21 protein-coding genes and 1 riboswitch are annotated in these 21,305 nt (G+C 41.6%); of the genes, 12 read left to right on the top strand and 9 right to left on the bottom strand.

The window, feature by feature from the left end:
• Window positions 1-92: 92 nt before the first annotated feature.
• The 7 genes from B3P16_RS08810 to thiS are packed head-to-tail and all read right to left on the bottom strand — an operon-like array spanning window position 93 to window position 5,965.
• The gene (locus B3P16_RS08810) at window positions 93-800 is read right to left on the bottom strand and encodes a HesA/MoeB/ThiF family protein (protein WP_046672955.1); all 708 of its coding nucleotides are present in this window, start codon (window positions 798-800) and stop codon (window positions 93-95) included.
• A gap of 4 nt (window positions 801-804) precedes the next feature.
• Window positions 805-1,929, bottom strand: a complete 1,125-nt coding sequence (thiH, locus tag B3P16_RS08805) for a 2-iminoacetate synthase ThiH (protein WP_286842456.1) — start codon at window positions 1,927-1,929, stop codon at window positions 805-807.
• 9 nt (window positions 1,930-1,938) lie between these two features.
• Entirely contained in the window at window positions 1,939-2,709 is a 771-nt protein-coding gene (locus B3P16_RS08800; protein ID WP_286842453.1) for a thiazole synthase, read from the bottom strand.
• Window positions 2,706-3,323 carry a thiamine phosphate synthase gene (thiE, locus tag B3P16_RS08795; RefSeq protein WP_286842450.1) on the bottom strand — a complete coding sequence of 206 codons (618 nt, stop codon included), beginning with the start codon at window positions 3,321-3,323 and terminating at the stop codon, window positions 2,706-2,708. The genes B3P16_RS08800 and thiE overlap by 4 nt, the downstream gene beginning before the upstream one ends.
• Window positions 3,284-3,901, bottom strand: a complete 618-nt coding sequence (locus tag B3P16_RS08790; protein ID WP_286842447.1) for a thiamine phosphate synthase — start codon at window positions 3,899-3,901, stop codon at window positions 3,284-3,286. The genes thiE and B3P16_RS08790 overlap by 40 nt, the downstream gene beginning before the upstream one ends.
• On the bottom strand, window positions 3,898-5,712 hold the full coding sequence (gene thiC / locus B3P16_RS08785; protein WP_286842444.1) for a phosphomethylpyrimidine synthase ThiC: 1,815 nt from the start codon (window positions 5,710-5,712) through the stop codon (window positions 3,898-3,900). The genes B3P16_RS08790 and thiC overlap by 4 nt, the downstream gene beginning before the upstream one ends.
• A gap of 46 nt (window positions 5,713-5,758) precedes the next feature.
• Window positions 5,759-5,965: a sulfur carrier protein ThiS gene (gene thiS, locus B3P16_RS08780; protein WP_286842442.1), complete on the bottom strand. Its 207-nt coding sequence runs from the start codon at window positions 5,963-5,965 to the stop codon at window positions 5,759-5,761.
• A gap of 60 nt (window positions 5,966-6,025) precedes the next feature.
• Window positions 6,026-6,121: riboswitch (TPP riboswitch) on the bottom strand.
• 159 nt (window positions 6,122-6,280) lie between these two features.
• Here thiS and B3P16_RS08775 point away from each other — a divergent pair.
• A complete protein-coding gene (locus B3P16_RS08775; protein WP_286842441.1) occupies window positions 6,281-8,923 on the top strand; it encodes an alpha-L-rhamnosidase in 2,643 nt (880 codons plus the stop codon).
• A gap of 66 nt (window positions 8,924-8,989) precedes the next feature.
• On the opposite strand, the gene B3P16_RS08770 is transcribed toward B3P16_RS08775, so the two are convergent.
• A complete protein-coding gene (locus B3P16_RS08770; protein ID WP_286842439.1) occupies window positions 8,990-10,402 on the bottom strand; it encodes a PLP-dependent aminotransferase family protein in 1,413 nt (470 codons plus the stop codon).
• Between the two features lie 111 nt (window positions 10,403-10,513).
• On the opposite strand from B3P16_RS08770, the gene B3P16_RS08765 reads away from it, so the two are divergent.
• The 7 genes from B3P16_RS08765 to B3P16_RS08735 all read left to right on the top strand — a co-directional run bounded on the left by B3P16_RS08765 (window position 10,514) and on the right by B3P16_RS08735 (window position 15,926).
• Entirely contained in the window at window positions 10,514-11,404 is an 891-nt protein-coding gene (locus B3P16_RS08765; RefSeq protein ID WP_286726792.1) for a DMT family transporter, read from the top strand.
• Window positions 11,405-11,544: 140 nt separating this feature from the next.
• A complete protein-coding gene (locus B3P16_RS08760; protein WP_286842438.1) occupies window positions 11,545-12,147 on the top strand; it encodes a GrpB family protein in 603 nt (200 codons plus the stop codon).
• 109 nt (window positions 12,148-12,256) lie between these two features.
• A complete protein-coding gene (locus B3P16_RS08755; RefSeq protein ID WP_046672965.1) occupies window positions 12,257-12,685 on the top strand; it encodes a DinB family protein in 429 nt (142 codons plus the stop codon).
• A gap of 76 nt (window positions 12,686-12,761) precedes the next feature.
• Complete coding sequence (locus B3P16_RS08750) at window positions 12,762-13,616, top strand: GNAT family N-acetyltransferase (RefSeq protein WP_286842436.1); 855 nt, start codon at window positions 12,762-12,764, stop codon at window positions 13,614-13,616.
• Window positions 13,617-13,818: 202 nt separating this feature from the next.
• Window positions 13,819-14,457: a hypothetical protein gene (locus B3P16_RS08745; RefSeq protein WP_070570550.1), complete on the top strand. Its 639-nt coding sequence runs from the start codon at window positions 13,819-13,821 to the stop codon at window positions 14,455-14,457.
• Window positions 14,458-14,631: 174 nt separating this feature from the next.
• The gene (locus B3P16_RS08740; RefSeq protein ID WP_286842433.1) at window positions 14,632-15,099 is read left to right on the top strand and encodes an SRPBCC family protein; all 468 of its coding nucleotides are present in this window, start codon (window positions 14,632-14,634) and stop codon (window positions 15,097-15,099) included.
• A 53-nt stretch (window positions 15,100-15,152) separates the two neighbouring features.
• Window positions 15,153-15,926: a hypothetical protein gene (locus B3P16_RS08735; RefSeq protein ID WP_286842431.1), complete on the top strand. Its 774-nt coding sequence runs from the start codon at window positions 15,153-15,155 to the stop codon at window positions 15,924-15,926.
• Window positions 15,927-16,005: 79 nt separating this feature from the next.
• Here the strand turns inward: B3P16_RS08735 and B3P16_RS08730 are convergent, their stop codons facing one another.
• On the bottom strand, window positions 16,006-17,115 hold the full coding sequence (locus tag B3P16_RS08730) for a serine hydrolase domain-containing protein (protein WP_286842430.1): 1,110 nt from the start codon (window positions 17,113-17,115) through the stop codon (window positions 16,006-16,008).
• Window positions 17,116-17,405: 290 nt separating this feature from the next.
• On the opposite strand from B3P16_RS08730, the gene B3P16_RS08725 reads away from it, so the two are divergent.
• From B3P16_RS08725 to B3P16_RS08710, 4 genes are all read left to right on the top strand, one after another.
• Complete coding sequence (locus B3P16_RS08725) at window positions 17,406-17,969, top strand: dihydrofolate reductase family protein (protein WP_286842428.1); 564 nt, start codon at window positions 17,406-17,408, stop codon at window positions 17,967-17,969.
• A gap of 102 nt (window positions 17,970-18,071) precedes the next feature.
• Window positions 18,072-19,370: a spondin domain-containing protein gene (locus tag B3P16_RS08720; RefSeq protein WP_286842426.1), complete on the top strand. Its 1,299-nt coding sequence runs from the start codon at window positions 18,072-18,074 to the stop codon at window positions 19,368-19,370.
• Window positions 19,371-19,531: 161 nt separating this feature from the next.
• Window positions 19,532-20,233 (top strand): peroxiredoxin-like family protein, encoded by a 702-nt coding sequence (locus B3P16_RS08715; protein WP_286753936.1) that lies wholly within the window; start codon window positions 19,532-19,534, stop codon window positions 20,231-20,233.
• A 79-nt stretch (window positions 20,234-20,312) separates the two neighbouring features.
• Window positions 20,313-21,152, top strand: coding sequence for an AraC family transcriptional regulator (locus B3P16_RS08710; RefSeq protein WP_112376251.1), 840 nt, complete (start codon window positions 20,313-20,315; stop codon window positions 21,150-21,152).
• Window positions 21,153-21,305 lie beyond the last annotated feature (153 nt).

Genomic DNA, 21,305 nt, shown 5'->3' with positions numbered 1-21,305 from the left:
AATTTTGTTTGTCTGCTTTTGTTTTAAAATAAATTTTTGAGCTCTTTTAAAGCGTTCTATCTCTTTTTGCGGAACGCCTTCCGAAATAATCCTTAGAAGGAGAGTTTCGAAAAACGCCAATGGAATGTGTCAACAACCGTTAACTGGTTGCTGTCTACGGGTAATCCGGTTATTATTTTAAGCACCTGCATGGCCATCATACTGCCGATAATACCGGGTAAAGGACCCAGCACCCCATTTTTATCGCAATTTGGAACCTGTTCCGGATCGGGGGGCGTTGGAAAGATATCCAATAGGTTTTTACTACCCTGATAGTTAAAGACAGCCAGCTGTCCTTCAAAACCATAGATGCTACCGTACACCAAAGGTTTATCGAGTTGTAGGCACGTATGATTAAGCAGGTAGCGTGTTGTAAAGTTATCACAGCAATCGACAATGATATGATAGGGAGCGAGCAATGCTAGCGCGTTGTCTGCATCTATTTTTACCTGAAAGGGCTCAAAATCAATTGTACTATTGTGTTGCCGTATATAGGCTGTGGCACTTTCTGTTTTTGCCTGGTGTATATTATCTTCGGAATGAATGATCTGTCTATTTAGATTGTGGATTTCAACCCTGTCAAAATCAACCAGGCCAAGTTTGCCTATACCAGCCGCGGCTAAATATTGAACGACAGGGCTCCCGAGTCCGCCCGCACCGACGACCAATACCTTGGCATCCATAATCTTCCGTTGTCCGGCAACGCCGATCTCTTCAATAAAAATCTGTCTGCTATAGCGATCAAAAATGTTATTTTTCATGTATTTAACGTACTATACCCGCATAATTGCTCTCCCAGTCTTTCATCACTGGAGAATAGCCCATCTTTCGGATTTGATTTTTTATTGTTTCCATATCTCTTTCATCACTTACTTCAAATTGTTCCAAAGCTTGCGGATCAACAACATAGCCTCCCGGATTGGTTTTCGAAGCGGCACTCATGGTCGTTACGCCAATAGGTATGATATGATCCCTGAAGGTTTCGTTCTCTCGGGTCGAAATGGAGATTTCTAAATTTTCATTCCACAGGCGGTATGCACAGATCAACTGCAGTAGATCGCGGTCTGCCAAATGAAAATTTGGCTCAACAGAACCTGCGGCTGGTCGCAGGCGTGGAAAGGAAATCGAATAGCGTGTTTGCCAATATCGTTTTTGTAAATAGGCGATGTGTGCCGCGGTGAAAAAGCTGTCCACCCGCCAGTCCTCCAGCCCAAGTAATACGCCCAGTCCGATTTTATGGATTCCCGCCCGGCCTATACGGTCAGGCGTATCCAAACGATAGTCAAAATTGGACTTTTTTCCTTTCGGATGATATTGTTTGTAAACTTCGCGATGGTAGGTTTCCTGATAGACCAATATTGCATAGACTCCGGCTGCCTGCAGTAATCGGTACTCGGATTCTTCCAGTGGCTGCACTTCAATGGATATCTGTGAAAAATGAGGTTTTAAAAGCCGAATAGCATTTAGGAAATAAGTGATCTCGACAGTTTTGTTGGCTTCTCCGCTGACCAGTAAAATGTGGTTGATTCCCATGGCTTTGAGTGCCATTGCCTCTAGTAATAGTTCGGTGTTGCTCAGCGTTTTGCGTTTGATTTTATTGTCCATGCTAAAACCGCAATATGTACAGATGTTTTGGCACTCATTGCTCAGGTAAAGCGGGGCATAGAGCTGTATGGTTTTACCGAAACGACGTTGCGTGATTTGTTGGGTTTTTTGTGCCATTTGCTCCAGATATGGTGCTGCAGCCGGTGAGATGAGCGCTCTAAAGTCAGCGATTGTTAAATGGTCTTTTTCTAACGCATGTTGTACATCCTGATCGGTAGCGTCATAAATCTGTGCATGGACCTCATCCCAGGAGTATTCATCGCGTATCATTTTGAAATCTGTCATAGTGAATTATCAGTCAAATAAAAATGAAGTTAGGGGGCTCGAAGCGATTGCGTGGGAGCCTATCTTTCCCAATCCGGCCTCATAAGCTTTCCGTCCAGCGATAACGGCCTCTCTGAAAGCTTCGGCCATACGTATCGGATTATTAGAGACTGCAATTGCCGTATTGACAAGCACCGCATCAGCTCCGATTTCCATGGCTTTAGCGGCATCGGAAGGCGCTCCGATTCCAGCGTCTACGACCACTGGGACATTACTTTCCTCAATAATAATTTCGAGAAAGTCCAAGGTACGCAGCCCTTTATTGCTTCCAATAGGGGCACCTAAAGGCATAACGACAGCTGTGCCTGCATTTTCTAAACGTTTACAAAGTACCGGGTCTGCGTGAATATAGGGCATGACGACGAAACCCAATTTAGCAAGTGATTCGGTTGCGCGTAAGGTTTCAATAGGATCGGGCAGCAGATAACGTGGGTCGGGATGAATTTCCAATTTCACCCAGTTTGTTTCCAGTGCTTCGCGAGCAAGTTGAGCCGCAAGTACTGCTTCTTCAGCTGTTCGTGCTCCCGAAGTATTGGGAAGCAAATGGATTGCCGCCAGATCGAGCGCACTGATGAGACTGTCGTCTGAGCCGGTCTGGTCGATTCGTTTGAGGGCGACGGTGACCAATTGGGAAGCCGAAGCCACAATGGCAGCGCTCATTTCCGTGAGATTACCGAATTTGCCCGTACCGAGAAATAATCTGGATTCAAATACGCGATCGGCTATATGTAGGTTGCTCATAGTAAAATTTTATTGATGGATGAAACAATGTTTGGAGTCTTGGTTACGATTCCCGAGAGTGCTACACCGTAGACGCCAATTTCTAATAGATGTTGGATATCTTCAAGTTGGCTTATACCGCCAATTGCGAATATTGGAATAGGGGTTAGGCCTTCTCGGCGGACTTGTTGGATGATGTTTTCATATCCTGCAATCCCCAGTAGGGGACTTAGTTTTTGTTTTGTCGTGGTATAGTTGAATGGCCCGAGCCCGATATAGTCACAATGTTCACTCATTCTTTGCTTTACATTGGCAAAGCTATTGGCTGTACCGCCGATTATTTTTCCTGCACCCAATAGGTGCCGGGCAGCTGCTACACTGCAGTCGTCCAGTCCCAAGTGCACCCCATCAGCGTCTACAGCCGCTGCAAGCGAAGGATGGTCATTGATGATACAGCTGGCACCAAATTCGGAACAAGCCTGCCTGATCTCTTCGGCGAGCGCATAAAGATCTTTTTCCTCGGCTTCCTTCCATCGGATCTGTATCCATTTGGCCCCCGCATCCAGCGCTTTCAGCATGTTGTTTTTTTGTTCCCTTATAGTTTTACCTTGTGAGATATATTGGAGTCTTTCCATAGTTTTTGTTTGCATGCAATAAAATTTTGAATAGGATCCCGATGTTTCCATAAAGTGCCATATAAGGCAATCCCATCTGCACCTTGCTGCATCGGAATAAGACAGTTGTCTTGGTTTATCCCTCCAAGACCGATGAGACGAACAGCAAAGTTGGCGCGTGACGGGAGTTGACCTAGTCTTGCATTATGCGTTCCATACCCCACTTTTGAGATGCTCGGAAATAATGGACTGAAAAAAGCATAGGCCCAACGTTCATCAAGGCTATTGAATTGATCAATATCATGCACAGATGTTGAACAGATTGTTGTAGGTCCCAGTTGATTTGCAGATCCATGCAGTCTACTTTTATCGTTCAGGTGGATTCGTGCAATCCCAAGCTCAGCCGATAGATGCGCATGTGAGTGTAGAACCAATCTGTCGCGGTATATAGGAGCTATAGTTTCTATATATCGCGACATTTGTAAGTCTGTAAAATGATACTTACGCAAATGCAGAATATCAAGACCTTCTTTAAACAACGCTGCTATAATCGCCTGTTCAGAACGGATTGTTTCTGCTGCTGTCAATGCAATAATCATGAATAGATCTCTTTTCCTTGTGCGATGAATTCCTGTGATTTTTCCAGCATCCCCTGGGCGGCACTATCCCTGATTTCCTGCGTTATTTTCATCGAGCAAAATTTGGGACCGCACATGGAGCAGAAGTGCGCAACTTTAGCCGCATCTGCCGGCAATGTTTCGTCATGATATTCCCGTGCGGTATCTGGATCAAGGGAAAGGTTGAATTGATCTTCCCATCTGAATTCGAATCTGGCTTTACTCAAGGCGTTATCACGATATTGTGCACCAGGGTGTCCTTTGGCTAAATCGGCCGCATGGGCAGCTAGTTTATAGGTGATTACACCATCTTTGACATCTTTTTTATTTGGTAGACCCAGGTGTTCTTTTGGGGTAACATAGCAAAGCATTGCACAGCCATACCAACCGATCATAGCCGCTCCAATGGCGGATGTGATATGGTCATAGCCTGGAGCAATATCTGTTGTTAAGGGACCTAAGGTATAAAATGGCGCTTCGTCACAACAGGCCAATTGCTTGTCCATATTCTCTTTGATCAATTGCATAGGAACATGTCCTGGCCCTTCGATCATCACCTGAACATCATGTTTCCAGGCGATTTTGGTGAGTTCGCCCAGGGTTTCGAGCTCCGCAAATTGAGCTGCATCGTTTGCATCTGCAATAGCTCCGGGGCGAAGACCGTCGCCAAGTGAAAAGGCCACATCATATTGTTTCATAATTTCGCATATTTCCTCAAAATGGGTATAGAGAAAATTTTCTTTGTGATGAAAAAGACACCATTTGGCCATGATAGAGCCGCCTCTGGAGACAATTCCAGTAACTCGGGATGCCGTGAGATGGATATAACGAAGCAATACGCCGGCGTGTATGGTAAAGTACGAAACACCCTGTTCGGCCTGTTCAATCAAGGTATCTTTGAATATTTCCCAGGTAAGATCCTCGGCCACCCCCTTTACTTTTTCGAGCGCCTGATAGATCGGTACTGTACCGATTGGGACTGGCGAGTTACGGATAATCCATTCGCGGGTTTCGTGAATATTTTTGCCAGTGGATAGATCCATGATGGTATCAGCCCCCCAACGACAGGCCCATACCGCTTTCTCAACTTCTTCCTCTATGCTTGAACTTACGGCGCTATTGCCAATATTGGCATTGATTTTAACAAGAAAGTTGCGTCCGATAATCATGGGTTCACTTTCAGGGTGATTAATATTATTGGGTATGATCGCTCTTCCGGCGGCGATTTCTTCACGGACAAATTCTGGTGTAATAGCTTTATCATGTGTTCTCGCACCAAAGTTTTGCCCCCGATGCTGATGATCCATTCCAGGGGTACTGGCTTCCAACTGCTCAATACGTTGGTTTTCCCGGATAGCAACATACTCCATTTCCGGGGTAATGATGCCTTGCTTTGCATAATGTAATTGGGTGACATTCTTGCCGGCAGAGGCTACTTTCGGTTTGTGGCTATAGGCAAATCGGAGTTCGTCCAACGTTGGATCAGAAAGTCGTTTTTGTCCATATTCAGAGCTGATGCCAGCCAACTGTATGACATCCTGACGATCCAAGATCCACTGCTCGCGAAGGCGAGGGAGTCCTTTGCGGATATCGATATGGATGGTGTCATCTGTATAAGGCCCAGAAGTATCATAGATTGTTACCGGTGGATTAATTTCGATCTGTCCATTCGTTAATTTGGTTGGGCTCAAGGAGATTTGACGCATAGCGACTTGAATAGGAAATAGTTTTCCGGCTACAAAAATTTTCTTTGCATTTGGAAAGGGGGATTGCGTAATTGTGTCAGCTGTCATTTTTTCTGTACTGTGGTGAATTACTCGGTTGATTTTTTTTGAAAGGCTAGCCGCCTTGAGATGCAGTGATTAAGATAATCTGATCAAAAGGTTTAAGTGTTGTCGTAGCCCAGTCCTTTTTGGGGATGACTTGGTTGTTGATGGCTACAGCCACACCCTGGGTTTTGCCAGATAATTCCAAAAGTAACAAGCCTTCTAGTGAAGTAAGTGCGGGATCGAAAAATCGAATTTGATGGTTTATTGTAAGTTCCATTCCTTAATTTTTTTTGGTAAAACTTTAGGAATGGCTACACAAAGGCGCAGCAATGCACCTTGTAGACAGCTCACTTTTCCCTACGCCAGTATGATCCGGATCAGGTTCTAAGGGTAAAATCTCAGCCTGCATGAGCAGACACCCCTAAAGTTGCGACTAATATAAGGTTATTTTTATGAAAGTTGCAAGAATTTATTTTGCTGCCTGAGGTATATCGTGCAGGAAAGTACAGGTCACCATGTGGAAAATATTTGATATATTAGATTTTTAAATCAGCTAAAACAATTTAACAACCACCAAGAATAGTATCTTTTCATGCGTAGGATTTTATTGACAATACTGTTGTGTATAACGAACAGCACTTATGCCCAACCTAAAAGCAACTGCATCGCGGTACAGTTGACATGCGAACGTCTGGTCAATCCATTGGGTATCGATGCAACCCAGCCGAGACTTAGCTGGCGACTTGAGGACCAACGTAATGGTGCGGTACAACAGGCTTATCAGATCCTTTTAGGGCAAGATTCGCTGGCACTACTGAAGGAGACGAAAAATAGCTGGGATAGTGGCAAACAGCTCAGCTCGTCCATGTTAGTGACCTATAACGGCGCACAGTTAAAGCCACAGACCACGTATTTCTGGAAGGTTAAAGTATGGGATAAGGATGGTATATCAACAAGTTCTAAAATAGCATCGTTCGAAACTGGAATGATGGGAATGGACCTTTGGAAAGGAAAATGGATTAGCGACAATAAGGATATTCATGCGCGAGAAACGCCTTATTTTAGAACAGAATTTAAGATAAATAAGCCGATAAAGTCTGCACGCGCGTATATTGCCACAGCAGGGCTATATGAACTTTCCATGAATGGTCAACGCGTAGGAGACCATCGCCTGGATCCAATGTATACTCGATTCGACCGGCGTACATTATATGTCGTGACGGACGTAACCCAGCAGCTCCAACAAGGAGAGAACGCTATTGGCGTTGTTTTGGGGAATGGCTGGTATAATCACCAACCACTGGCGGTTTGGAACTTTGATAAAGCACCGTGGCGGGCCCGACCAACATTCTGTTTAGAGCTGAAAATCGTTTATACAGATGGTACAGTAGAAACTATTGTTTCAGATAAGCAGTGGAAAACAGCTTCGGGACCAATTACTTATAATAATATTTACACTGGTGAGCATTATGATGCAAGACTGGAAATACCCAACTGGGACAAACCTAAATATGATGATTCAACTTGGCAGGTTGTTCAGTATAGAAATGCGCCATCTGCACATATCGTTTCCCAACAGATGGTACCGATTCGGCTCGTGAAGTCCTATAAGCCCAAATCAGTGACAAAGATAGACCAACGTACTTATGTTTTCGATATGGGCCAAAATATGGCTGGGATTACAAAAGTTAAAGTCAAAGGAGCTGCAGGGACTATGCTACGTATCAAGCACGGTGAACGATTGTCGGCAGATGGGCGTCTTGACCTGTCCAATATTGATGTTTATTATCGGGGCGATAAGGAAAAGGAGCCCTTTCAAACGGACATTCTTACCTTAAGCGGTCGTAATGATGAGTTTATGGCAAAGTTCGGTTACAAAGGATTTCGTTACGTCGAAATTAGTAGTAGTGCGGCAATTGCATTGGATAGTTCGGCTGTGACCGCTTATTTTATGCATAGTGATGTGCCCGCCATTGGACAGCTCAAGACGTCATCAGCGTTGGTCAACAAACTATGGGAAGCGACCAACAATGCCTACTTGTCCAATTTGATGGGCTATCCGACAGACTGTCCGCAGCGCGAAAAGAACGGTTGGACAGGGGATGGGCACCTTGCGATTGAAACAGCTTTGTACAATTTTGACGGGATAACAGTTTATGAAAAATGGATGGCGGATCATCGTGATGAGCAACAGGAGAACGGTGTCTTACCCGATATTATTCCAACTGGGGGATGGGGTTATGGTACAGCGAATGGTTTGGATTGGACAAGTACCATTGCCATCATTCCCTGGCAGATCTATCAGTTTTATGGAGACCCACGTGCATTAGAAGAATGCTATCTTAATATCAAACGCTATGTCGATTATGTCGACGGAATCAGCCCATCTGGGTTGACCACTTTTGGGCGTGGAGACTGGGTGCCAGTGAAGTCACAGTCGAATCTGGAGTTGACCTCCTCGGTTTATTTTTATGTGGATGCGACCATCTTGGCTGCTACGGCTAAATTGTTTGGATACACAGCAGATCAAAAAAAATATGAACTGCTGAGCAGAAAAATTAAGACGGCCATCAACGCTAAATTTTTAGATGCTTCCAAGGGTATTTATAGCAATGGAACACAGACTGAACTGAGTGTTCCACTCTATTGGGGTGTGGTACCTGACGAAATGAAAGCCCGGGTTGCAGCCAACCTGAATAAGAAAGTGGAAGAGACCAACTTTCACTTAGATGTAGGAGTATTGGGTGCAAAAGCATTATTGAATGCGTTAAAAGATAACGGTTATGCAACGACAGCCTATAAGGTTGCGGTACAAGATACTTATCCGTCTTGGGGATGGTGGATTGTAAATGGCGCAACAACATTGTTGGAGAACTGGGATTTAAAAGCAACCCGTGATATTTCAGACAACCACATGATGTTTGGCGAAATCGGTGGTTGGTTTTTTAAATCTATCGGCGGGATTCTGCCAGATCCTAAACAACCTGGATTTAAACATGTGCTCTTAAAACCCATCTTCCCCCAGGAACTGAAAGAATCTTCTATTTCTTATGATTCACCCTACGGTAAAATTGTTTCCGAATGGAAGTTAAAGGATAAAAAGATTGTTTATGATATCCAAATACCCGCAAATGCCACGGCGACATTTTATCCGCCGGATAATGTTAGCATTAGCAGTAGGGATGTCGTCCAATTGGACGCTGGTAAACATAGGCTGGAGCTGGAACTCAAGTAATCATAGGCTCCGATCTGTTGTTTTATTGCCCCGACCGTTGGTATTATGCTCTTATCATGTTATGTATTAGAGTGCTTTTGTAAGTTTACCGAGCTGTTTTAATTTTAAAGCGAGTTCATTGCTCCAGGGTAAACCAATACAGAGACGCATGCAATGGTGAAATTGATCCTGTAAGGTGAAAATCCGCCCCGGTGAAATGCTGATCTGTAGTTTAAGCGCATAGTTATATAGCTTGCCTGTATCGATGTGTTTTGGAAACTCGACCCATAGGGCAAGTCCACCCTGTGGACGGCTAATTTTAGTGCCTTCCGGAAAATGGGCCGAAATGATGGCAGCGTAGCGCTGGTAGTTTTCCGTTAATGATCTACGAAGTTTACGCAGGTGGTTTTCATACTTTCCGGTTAATAGAAAATTTCCAACCGCCTCATTGATGATCGCCGTAGATGACAGGGAATGGATCAGTTTTAGTTTGATAATCTGTTCTTTGTATTTTCCAGGAGCAACCCATCCGACACGGAAGCCTGGAGCCAACGTCTTTGAAACGGATCCACACCAGAGGACATTGCCATCCCGGTCAAAAGATTTGCAACATTTGGGGCGTTGCGTGCCAAAATGGAGGTCGCTGTAGGTGTCATCTTCGATTAGCGGAATTTGGTGTTTTGACAACAATGCCACAATTTCCCTCTTATGCTCATCCGGCATGCAATAACCCAAAGGGGTGTTAAAATTGGGGACCAGTAAACAGACTTTAATTTGGGGCAACAGATTTTTGAGGGCTTCAATGTCTATTCCTATGATGGGGTCCGTAGCTATTTCCAGCAACTTAAGCCCTAGACTGACGGCAAGTTGGAGGATACCCGGATAGCAGGGGCTTTCCAGAGCCAGTGTATCTCCAGGTTTGGTTAAGGCCATCAGACACAAAACTAAAGCATTCATACAGCCGTTGGTGGTAACGACATCATCTTCATTTAGATTTCCACCCCAGGCCAATGAACGTACGGCCACCATACGACGTAATTTTATATTGCCTTGCAAGGGTTCATATGCTGTGCCACCATCGCTGAGCTCCCGTGTAGCGAGGACGATTTCTTTTTTTAATTTTGCGGTAGGTAGGAGACTTCCGGAAGGAACACCGATTGAAAATAAGGTTAAGTCGCGACGTCCCATGGTTGAATACACCTTATTCATCAATTGATCCGGTTCTCTGTTGTTGGCGATTGGAATAGGTTGACTGGCTGCCGCCAACGGAAGTTGCAAATAGTTTGGAGGACTAACGAAGTAGCCGGATTGGGGCTTGGACTGTATAAGAGAACGTTCTTCCAACGCTAGAAATGCCCTTTTTGCGGTATTTATACTGATACCGTGTTCAGCGCTTAGCTTCCTCACCGAAGGTAGTTTTTCGCCAGCTTTTAAGACGCCTGATTTAATCTTATTGGCAATATTGTCTGCTATTTCATTATACAAATAATCTTTTTTCATCAAATTAGGATTAGTGTTCGTCTTTAAAGGTAACTGTGTCCATTGAATTATCAAAAACTGTGACTGTGCTTAATTCTTGTAATGGACGAACTTTGTGTAAAAGATTGATACATGGCGCAATTAAGTATAAGTAAATTACAGGAAAATACAACAAGCGGTTGGTTAAATGGTTTTATTGGTGTGGTATTATTTAGTGGTTCGTTGCCGGCAACACGCATGGCGGTTTTAGCTTTTGACCCTGTATTTGTTACATTAGCAAGGGCTTCCATTGCAGGCATATTGGCACTGATAACATTGATGGTTTTTAAGGAAAAACGTCCAGAAAGAAAGCAATTGGGGTCGCTATGCATCGTGGCAATAGGATGTGTCGTTGGATTTCCCTTACTGAGCGCTTTGGCTCTGCAGCACATCACGTCCGCGCATTCCATCGTTTTTATCGGTATTTTGCCCGTATCGACAGCCGTATTTGGTATTATACGCGGTGGCGAGCGTCCGAAGCCAATCTTTTGGCTGTTCTCTGCTCTAGGGAGTCTACTGGTGATCGGCTATGCGCTGGCACAAGGACTAACAGCCTCACCTTTAGGCGACGTTTTAATGATTTTATCGGTCATTCTCTGTGGTTTGGGCTATGCTGAAGGTGCAAAATTGACCAAGACGCTAGGGGGCTGGCAGGTCATTTCCTGGGCCTTGGTTTTGTCGCTGCCGTTGATGTTGCCACTTACCTTTGTCTACCTTCCATCGTCTTTTGACACTGTGCCTATCGGGGCCTGGGCCAGTTTAGCCTATGTGTCGATGTTCAGTATGTTTATTGGCTTTGTTTTTTGGTATAAAGGACTCGCCCAAGGTGGCACGGCGACCATCGGACAATTACAGTTACTCCAGCCTTTTTTCGGTCTGGCTTTAGCCGCCGGGCTTCTTCATGAACAAGTCGGTGTTGGCATGCTGGCCGTAACAGTTGCTGTTATTCTTTGTGTCGTTGGAACGAAGAGATTTGCCCGATAAATGCATTAGAAAAAAGAGAACTGGATTATAGGCTCTCTCGGAAAACGATAAATTTATTAACTTTAACTTTTAGGGTGTCATTCGAGGCGTATTTGATCGAATGATGTGTATTTATCTTGTATTGGCAAAGACAACAGCGTATGATTTTACCGTTTGAACCTTATAATCCGATATGGAAAGCGAATTTTGACAGTATTCAACATGAACTTTTTACGTTGTTGAAACCAATAAAGTCGAGGGTTGATCACATAGGCAGTACGGCCGTTGAGGGATTGTCTGCCAAACCAATCATTGAAATATTGATCGGTTTAGAGGAAGAAAACGATCTTGATCGCATTCCGCTCCTGTTGCGGGACAAGTGCTATGTATATTATGAAAAATACAACGAGGATATGCCTTATAGACGTTTTTTTATCGCCCTGATTGATCGTCCTGAAGTATTAGGATTACCAGAGCAAATCGCACCTGGCGATGAAATTCCAGCACGATTGCATGACCATTCGTTACGAGTAGCACATATCCATAGCATACCCTTGCAATCAAAACACTGGTTGCGCCATATAGCCTTTCGCGATTATCTGCGTGCACATGACGAAGTAAGAGATCAGTATCAGGCAATCAAAGAAAAGTTGGTGTTACAGCAATGGAAAGATGGCAACGACTATAATAATGCGAAAGATGAATTTTTGAAAGAGCATGAAGCAAAAGCTGTGGAATGGTACAATAGTGGAATGATACAATAAAGGTTGCGGAACAATAGAATCGTATTATAATGAGAACCTTGGACAAAGCAGCGTGGATGCATCGGATTAAATTGGTAAGACATTAAGGTTATACTAGCTAGATTTAGGTATGAATACATTATTGGAAGAATTTGAGCATATTATTCAGAAGTTTTCTTCGCAAATTTTGGAAATAAATGATGACGATTTTAATCGCAAATTAGAACCAGATAAATGGAGCAAAAAGGAGATTCTGGGTCATCTAGTCGATAGCGCTTTTGTTAATTACCAACGGTTTATAAGAGCTCAATTTGAAGAAAATCCAAAAATATACTATGATCAGGTAGCCTATTGTGCATCTGCAGGTTACCAACATGCTGAGACCGAGAAATTATGCAATTTATGGCGATCGGTAAACGAACAATTGTTGTTTTTGTTTAAGCAGGTAATTGCGAACAAATTGATTCAAAGGACTTGTAATGACCATAGCCTCGAATTTTTGATGCTTGACTATGTGGTGCATTTGAAGCATCACAGAAATCAGATTTTGTCCGAATGAAAAAATTTAGGAAAGGATAGCATGAGAGCTCTTTGTTCAGGCATCAATAAATTTAATAGTCCATAAAAAATAAGGGATGGAGATACGGAAATTGAAAGCGGGAGATAGTGCTGACTTGTTAAATGCAATTAATGGAGCTTTTGCCGACTATATTGTACCATTTCAGTTAGACGCATTGCAATTGGAGTCGAAGATCAGAGGCGAGGATATTTTAATGGACTTGTCAGTTGGTGTTTTTGACGGAATACAACTGGTAGCTTTTATTATGCATGGCATGCGAGAAATTGAGGGTAGTAAAGTGATCTACAACGCTGGTACAGGTGTTTTGCCCGCCTATCGGAACAGCGGATTAGTCGGTGAAATGTACAGATTTATGCAGCCATATTTCAGAGAGTATCGCGTGAAAAAATTACTATTGGAAGTGATAGAAAGTAATCGACGTGCTATTCGGGTATATGAAAAAAATGGTTTTGTTAAAGGCCGTAGATTACTGTGCTTTGGAGGAGAACTTCATGTAAAGATGGGTGCTTTATCTGGCAGAACACAGCCTATCCGTATACAGTCTATCCATGATTTTTCTTGGGATATTTTGCAGTCTTTTTGGGATGTTGAACCCAGCTGGCAAAATAGAAGTGAGCGTAGTGAATTAATTCAGCTTAAAGGGGTGGGGGCATTTATTGGCTCCGATTTGGTGGGATATATCTTGTTCAATTCGTCCAATAGGCGGATCTACCAAATTGCGGTAGCACGGCAGCATAGGCGGAAAGGTATTGCAACACAGCTTTTATCCGAGCTGAAAGTGTTTGTGTCCAGCGCAAAGGTACAAATTACTAACGTTGATGAAAAAGCCAAAAACTTGCAACTATTTCTACAAAGACAAGGCCTGGTCAACACAATCAACCAGATTGAAATGGTCAAGATGATTTTCTGATAATATCAATTAAAAATTAAAGTATTTCATTTACGATCAATAATTGTGAAAACAAATGTTGTTGTAAAAGTGTTGTTTAACAAAAGGTTAGATAGGATGTGCTATTAAACTGTCCATTATAATTCTATTTACTGGTGTAATTTTACCATCCCTCGGAAAAGACGCTCTTCAACAATTTAAACGACACTAATTTTTAAAACATATGAAATCGAAGTCATTTTTAATCGCAATTGTCTCAAGCTTATTGTTGTTGGCTTGTAGCACTTCAACAAGGATAACAGATATCTATAAAAATAGAGACCTTACTCCCAAACAATACCAAACAATATTCATTATTGCAATGACAAACCACGCTAAAGCAAAGGAGGTCATTGAATCCAATTTGGCAGAAGCAGCTTCCATGCATGGCTACAAGGCTATTAAAAGCAGCGACGTTTTTAAACGGACGTTTACCAAAGATGAAAGTCAAAACAAAGATTTAGTGATGAAAGCAGTACACAGTTTGAATGCAGATGCCATTTTCACTGTTACCCTGATCGACAAAGCCAGCGAGACCCGATATGTACCGGGAAATGGGCCTTATATGCCTTATCCGAGATTTGGTTGGTATGGTAATTTTTGGAGCTATTACTCCCATTGGTACCCAATTGCATACGATCCTGGTTATTACACGACGGATAAAATGTACTATCTGGAAAGCAATCTATATGATGTTAGCTCCGAACAACTGCTTTGGAGTGTACAGTCTGAAACGATCAACCCTTCCAGCTTAGCAGATTTTTCTAAAAGTTATACAAAGGCGCTCGTAAAAGCATTGGAAAAGGATATTGCTGCTAAATAGCCATTGATAAAAAGTATGCTTTAAAAGCTAGCTTCAATTTAAATAATGTATTTGTGTAAAAATATTCTTTATAACACCGATTCAGTACCTCGTAAAGGTGTTTTATGGTGTAATAATAAACTAAATTGCATTAATATTGTTATATTGGCAAGCAATAAAGTTAGCTCAAATCAGATGAGGTACAAATTATATAGAGAACAGCAATTGACCTGCGATATGGATACCGCATGGGCATTTTTTTCGTCACCCATGAATCTTTCAGAAATTACTCCAAAAGATATGGGTTTTGTAGTCACCTCAGACTGTGATCAACAAGAAATTTTTGAAGGAATGATCATCGATTATTTGGTATCTCCGATTCTTCGGTTTCCGCTGAAGTGGAAGACCAAAATAACGCAGGTGGAAAAGAATAAAAGTTTTACTGATTTCCAACTAAAGGGACCTTATGCCTATTGGAGTCATTTTCATGAATTTATCCCAAACGAAAATGGGGTACTCATGAAAGACAGGGTTGATTATGAATTGCCTTTGGGGATTCTAGGCACAATTGCGCACGGAATTTTTGTTAAAAGGAAGTTGGAGCGAATCTTCGATTACCGTCATCAGGTTTTAGAAAAATTATTTAATCAAACTCATAATTAGTGGTAACGAATCTATTGCAGTTCACGTGACCGAAAAGAAAGAAGTAGTTTACAATGAAGAAATTTTATCAAATAAGCAATGGAGTTGCTTTGGTCATCACTGTGATCATTAATTACCTATCCAATACGGGGATTTTTAATGGGGAGACCATGGCAACAATTTCTGCTAAATATCAAAATCTATTTACACCTGCGGGATATGCCTTTTCCATATGGGGTCTCATTTATTTGGGGTTGTTTGGATTTGTAATTTATTTTGGTCCTTTTGTCAGACAGACAAATGAAAAAGATAAAGTAGTTTTAAAAGTCGGATGGTGGTTCTTGATTTCTTGTCTAGCAAATAGTTTATGGGTCATTACCTGGTTGTATGACTATACCTTTTTAACTATTTTATTGATGGTCTTACTTTTTGTGTCGCTATTAAAGATAATTTACTATACACAAACTATTGCGTTTCATGCTGCACGCAGCAAGCGTATATTTCTTAAGATCCCTTTTCAACTTTATGCAGGGTGGATTTCTGTCGCTTTGATTGCCAATATTGCAGCCTATCTGACGAAGATAGGCTGGGGTGGTTTTGGATTGTCAGCTACCATATGGGCTATTATCATGGTTGCAATTGCATTAATCATTCACTTATTGATGATCTGGCAACGTCATTTGCCGGTATTTGGACTTGTCGCCGTATGGGCTTTAATAGCTATTTCAGCTGCTAATAAATTAGTTAATAGTCCGGTGTATACAACGGCTATAATGGCTGCTCTCATTGTTTTGCTAAACGTAATTGTATACTACTATGTTCAATATCGTAAGCGATTGACTGTCTAATGTTTACTTGGTATGATGCTAGGTCATGGTTTGGCAATCGAATTTTAAGCTTTCCATAGTAATGCAGCGAAACCAACTATTATTTTATTGCTGATTTTGCAATCAATAGCTTTTGAAATTCTTTTCCGATAAATGGATTGATGACGTGCTGAAATCCTTTTTGCAATGTAAAGACAGTGATAGTCGCATCAGACTCCGGCGAATAGATCACATCTGTTCCCCACCAACCCCCATGATAGTAGGCGTTGAATCCCATGTCAAAATGATAAATTCCCAAACAGTATTTAGATTTATCCGACGAAAGAACATAGGTATGCATCGCTTCTAGAAGCTTTTTATCCTGAATGATTTTCCCGTTAAATAGATATTGGAAAAACAGGGAAGTCTCTTTGGCTGTTGCTGCGATTCCGCCGCCTCCGTACAGATCCCAGGAAGGATCAATAGCATAAGAGTCCCAGTTGTATTTGTTAGCGTATTGATGGGCGAGTGGCAAGGTGCTTTCAGGATAATGCTCTAAGTTTATAAACCATGTCTTTGTAAGATTTAATTCTTTGTATTTCAGTAAATTTCGAATAGCTGTATAAAATGGCAGATGCGTTTTTTGCTCAATAATCTCGGTGAGGAGCAAATAATTAATATCAGCGTAACTAAACTTTTCCCCGACAGGCTGTGGGCTCCCGATATCGATGGATCTTTTGATCTGCTCGTCTTTTTTCCATTTATATTTAGGATGCTGATTGACGAATTCAAAATAAGCTTCATCTACATAATCTTGAATTCCCGAAGTATGTGACAGCAAGTTCTTTATAGTAATTCCCGCTAGATTATAGCCATCGCTTTCAAATAGGTGACGTGTTTTTTTTGATAATAAATTGGCAATCGGTTGATCAATAGAAAATTCACCTTTTTCTACCAATCTTAGCATTGCTGCAGCAACATAAGGTTTTGTGTTGCTAGCAATCAAAACAGGCTGTTGGTCTTCCAGCGCTTGGTTCGTGCTGGTATCTGCTACTCCTCTTGCATAACTCCAGGAAATATTGTGTTTCGGTGCTTCTACATGAACAATAATCCCGATTGCATCCTTATTTTTATCATAAATAGAATCTATTTTATGCTTAAAAACTGGCTGTAATTGAGCCCATCCGATTAATGGAATAAACATGGTATTTAATAACACGATTTTTTTCATATGTTCTTTTCTAAACGTGTATCTCAGATCCAGAAACTGTCTGAGCATTGCTAAGTATATTTCTTTACTACTTCACTAACAGACGCCACTGCACCTGCGAAAGCATTGATCCTACAGTAGGAGTAACGGATTTTGCTTCCTGTTGCGCTTGTGAAAATAAGAATTAAAATAATAATCTTGATGGTGAAAAATGTAAAATAGCACATCAGTTTTATTTCTTGTCGTATGCAAAGTCTTTTCAATATATAAAATGTTAGATTTATGGTGTAAAAGAAGCTTATCGTAAGGATATGAGAAAAGTAATTGCAGCATTCAATATGACCCTTGACGGGTTTTGTGATCATACAGCAGGCATTCCCGATGAGGAAATACATCTTCATTATACGCATCTATTAAATAACGCTGATGTCATTTTGTATGGTAGGATTACTTATCAGCTTATGGAATATTGGCGGCCTTTTGTAAAAAGTCCCTCAGGTGAAAAATCAATGGATGACTTTGCATTGGCTATCGATAAAATTCCAAAAGTTGTTTTTTCAAATAGCCTGAAAAATATAGACTGGGCAAGTGCAAAATTGGCCGATGGTATACTTAAAGATGAATTATTGAAATTGAAACAGCAATCCGGTAGGGATATTTTGGTTGGGAGTCGAAGTTTAATTGTACAGTTGTTGAATCTCAATTTGATCGACGAATTTCAGCTGTGCATTTATCCAGTTGTTGTAGGACAGGGGCTTTCACTTTTTGAAAATATAATCGATAGAAAAGTTTTTAAATTATTAAAAACAAAGCCTTTTTCTGGCGGATCAGTCCTCTTGTACTATCAATACAGTCCAACACCTACTTGCCTATAAACTATTCCATCGGGAAATATCGGCAACACAGCGGGAAATCCAGATACCTGCAGCTCCTCTGATGAAATTTACATTTGTAATGTAATTTAAAAAGAATTCATTATGAAGTATAAACATTCAATTTTGTGGGCTATAGCAGCATTCCCCTCGCTAATTACCGCTTGCAAAAAAAATGATACTATGCCATCGATGTCGGAGACGACCATCACGATAGAAAATGTATTGGATTCGAAACCATTGGTCGAGTCTGGTCGTTTTAAAAACAATGGTGCTTCGCCAGTGATTATGCCTGGTGAAGCAATTTCAATTAAGTTTTCTGCAGCCAAAGGACAAGCGCTTAGCTTTGCAACGATGTATGGTTGGTCGAATGATTTGTTTTTTGCTCCAGAAGATCCTGGCATAAAGCTGTATCAGGACAATGGAACTCCGGTTGAGGGCGATGTTTCGGTACAGATCAAATTATGGGATAATGGTACTCGTATCAATCAGAAACCAGGCGCAGCTGTAATGCACCCGGGAACCACAGAAACTGCTCCAAAAGCTATTAGCGAAGTAAATGGAACCGATGCACAGGGCAATACTTATGCTGCAGCTTCTACTTTAATGAAGGCAACACTTCATTATGAAGGGAATTCCAATTTTACACTTATAATCACTAATACCTCTGGCGATACGAGCAATCCGACTCCCTTCAGTCCCGGAGTTTGGGCGATTTCATATATCGCAGGAGGCAAGCTGATAAATTCTAATCCATTATTTGAGGCAGGAAAACCAAGTGCAAATGGCATGACAAATATTGCGGAAATGGGAGACAATAGCGTTTTAGGAAATTATATCAATACACAAACAGGTATTTTTACACCATTATCTCCGGTTTTGGTGGTGTTGTATAAAGGCATCGAAAACCCGATATATAAAACCGGTGAAAATGACCTTGGAAAAGGACTGAAAGATTTAGCGCAAAAAGGTGATGCATCAGGCCTGGCGACTTATCTTAAAACACTCGCAGGTGTAAAAGCTGTTTATATCCTTCCGGCTGCTAGCTCAACTGTATTACTTCCTAAAATCGGAGCGCAGGCGGGAAGTAGCGTTTCGCAGCAGTTAAGTGTAGCAAGTGGAGACCGAATTGCCATTGCAAGCATGTATGGGCTTTCCAACGATTGGTTCTTCGCCACAAAAGATAATGGAATTGATGCAACAGTAAAAGGAGATGTATCCTATTCAATCGGATTGTTTGACAATGGGACAGCGATTAATCAGTTTCCCGGAGCCGGCAATGAGCAAGCAGGATTAGGCGGCACTCCTGCGACAGAACGTAAACCTGTTATAGAAGTGCCTAATCCAAATGGGTTCACCACACTGCCATCAATTTCCAGCATGATAAAAGTAACAATCAACTAATTTTTGAGTCCGGTTATACGTACGAAAATCTCATGGATATTATTGTCCTTACTGGAGACAGGACAATCAGCAACCTATTACATGCGGGGCTAAAGTATCGATTGAGTTTCCATGGGGAAAAAGTATAGATTCAGTTTAATAAGTAGTAAATGTGTTGTAAAATGAAAAATTATATAAAAACAAAATTAGCTGCGTTTATTGCGTTGCTGTTATTCACGACGTGCATCGCAGGCCTAGCCAATGCGCAAGAGCCTTCTCGCATGAGTAAAGCTGACGGCGTGATACATAAAATCGAAATGAAGCAATCACCTTATCATATTCCGCAAAATCCGGAAGACATCAGCCCGCTATTGTGTGGAGAAAAAATACCGATGGCCGTATTGTTTGACGTTTCCGGTAAACGATTTGATCTCAATAGGGCGATTTCCCAAAAACCGACCATTTTGGTTTTCTACCGCGGTGGCTGGTGTCCTTATTGTATCAGACAACTTTCGGGCTTACAAGAGGCCTTTTCAGGATTGGAGGAAATGGGGTATCAGTTGATTGCCATAAGCACAGACGAATCTGAAGGACTAATGGAAGCTGCAGCAAAAGAAAAATTAAGCTATACACTTTTATCGGATTCAGATCTTGCGCTGTCGAAACAAATGGGGATTGCATATAAAGCTCCAAAAGACTATTGGGAGATGCTTCCGAAAACAACTGGAGGTAAGGACAGCGAGTTATTGCTCCCAGTGCCATCAGTTTTTATAGTCGATCAAACGGGAACCATACACTTTGAATTTATCAATCCCGATTTCAAACAGAGATTGTCCTCCAATCTGCTGCTTGCAGCTGCAAGCAGCATTAAAGAAGACCTTTAAATTTCTAGTTTTTGGATAGTAGACTCTTAAGAAAATGATTAAATTTAAGCGAATTGAAATGCTGTAAGTAAACGACAACATGATTAGGGAGTATAATGATAACGTGACCGCTGCACGGTTTGTGATGCATAGTGACAACAACCAGTTTTCAGGTAGGGGACTTCGTAATGCGGGTTCTCTGCCTATCAACACATTTATCTACAACAAGGGCGGCGAACAGAAAGTGACGATCGATGAGATTAGCTATACGATGCCAGCAAGGTGTATACTTCCTTTGGTTTCCAATCAGCATTTTGTATTTGAGCAGCCCGATGCGCTGACTGCCTGGCAGTTTAATAGGGAGTTCTATTGTATCGTTGACCACGATGCTGAGGTCGGTTGTGTTGGTTTTCTGTTCTATGGTATTCGACATCCAATGTTCATTGTATTAAATGATACTGCTGTCGAAGAAATGTCTCATCTGGAGAATGTGTTTTCCAATGAGATGATGGTAAAAGATAATTTTCAGGGTGAAATGCTGCGCACCCTTCTTAAGAGAGTTATTATCAATACCACAAGAATTGCAAAGCTCCAAAGTGAAAGCTATCAGCTATTTCCCGACGAAAAAATGGATATTGTGAGAAAGTTTGCATTGCTACTGGAATGTAACTTTAAAGAGGAACATGAAGTCAGGTTCTATGCCGCTGCACTCAACAAATCACCAAAAACACTGAGCAATGTATTTGGGCTGTTGAAACAGTCAGCGCCATCTGTTCTTATCCGTAACCGAATAATTCTTGAGGCTAAAAGGTACCTCCATTATACCGAGAAGTCAGCGAAGGAAATAGCATACGAACTCGGTTTTGAAAGTCCTGCCCATTTTAGCCGGTTTTTCAAAAAGTACTCTGGAACAAATGTTTCAGCTTTTAAGAACCTTTGATCATAATTCAAGGCACGGGTTGCCGTTTAGAAAAAGACTGTATTGTATGGGAATTTGATTTTATACCTTTCAATGAATATGCGATTAAGGTTTCCTTATGAAAAATAAGTGAATTTGCTCCTAAAATAAAAAGTATGCCATTGGTAAGCTGGC

The organism is Sphingobacterium sp. UBA7631, from assembly GCF_002483935.1.
Classification (GTDB): Bacteria; Bacteroidota; Bacteroidia; order Sphingobacteriales; family Sphingobacteriaceae; genus Sphingobacterium; species Sphingobacterium multivorum.
This window is presented reverse-complemented; position numbering and strand designations above follow the sequence as displayed.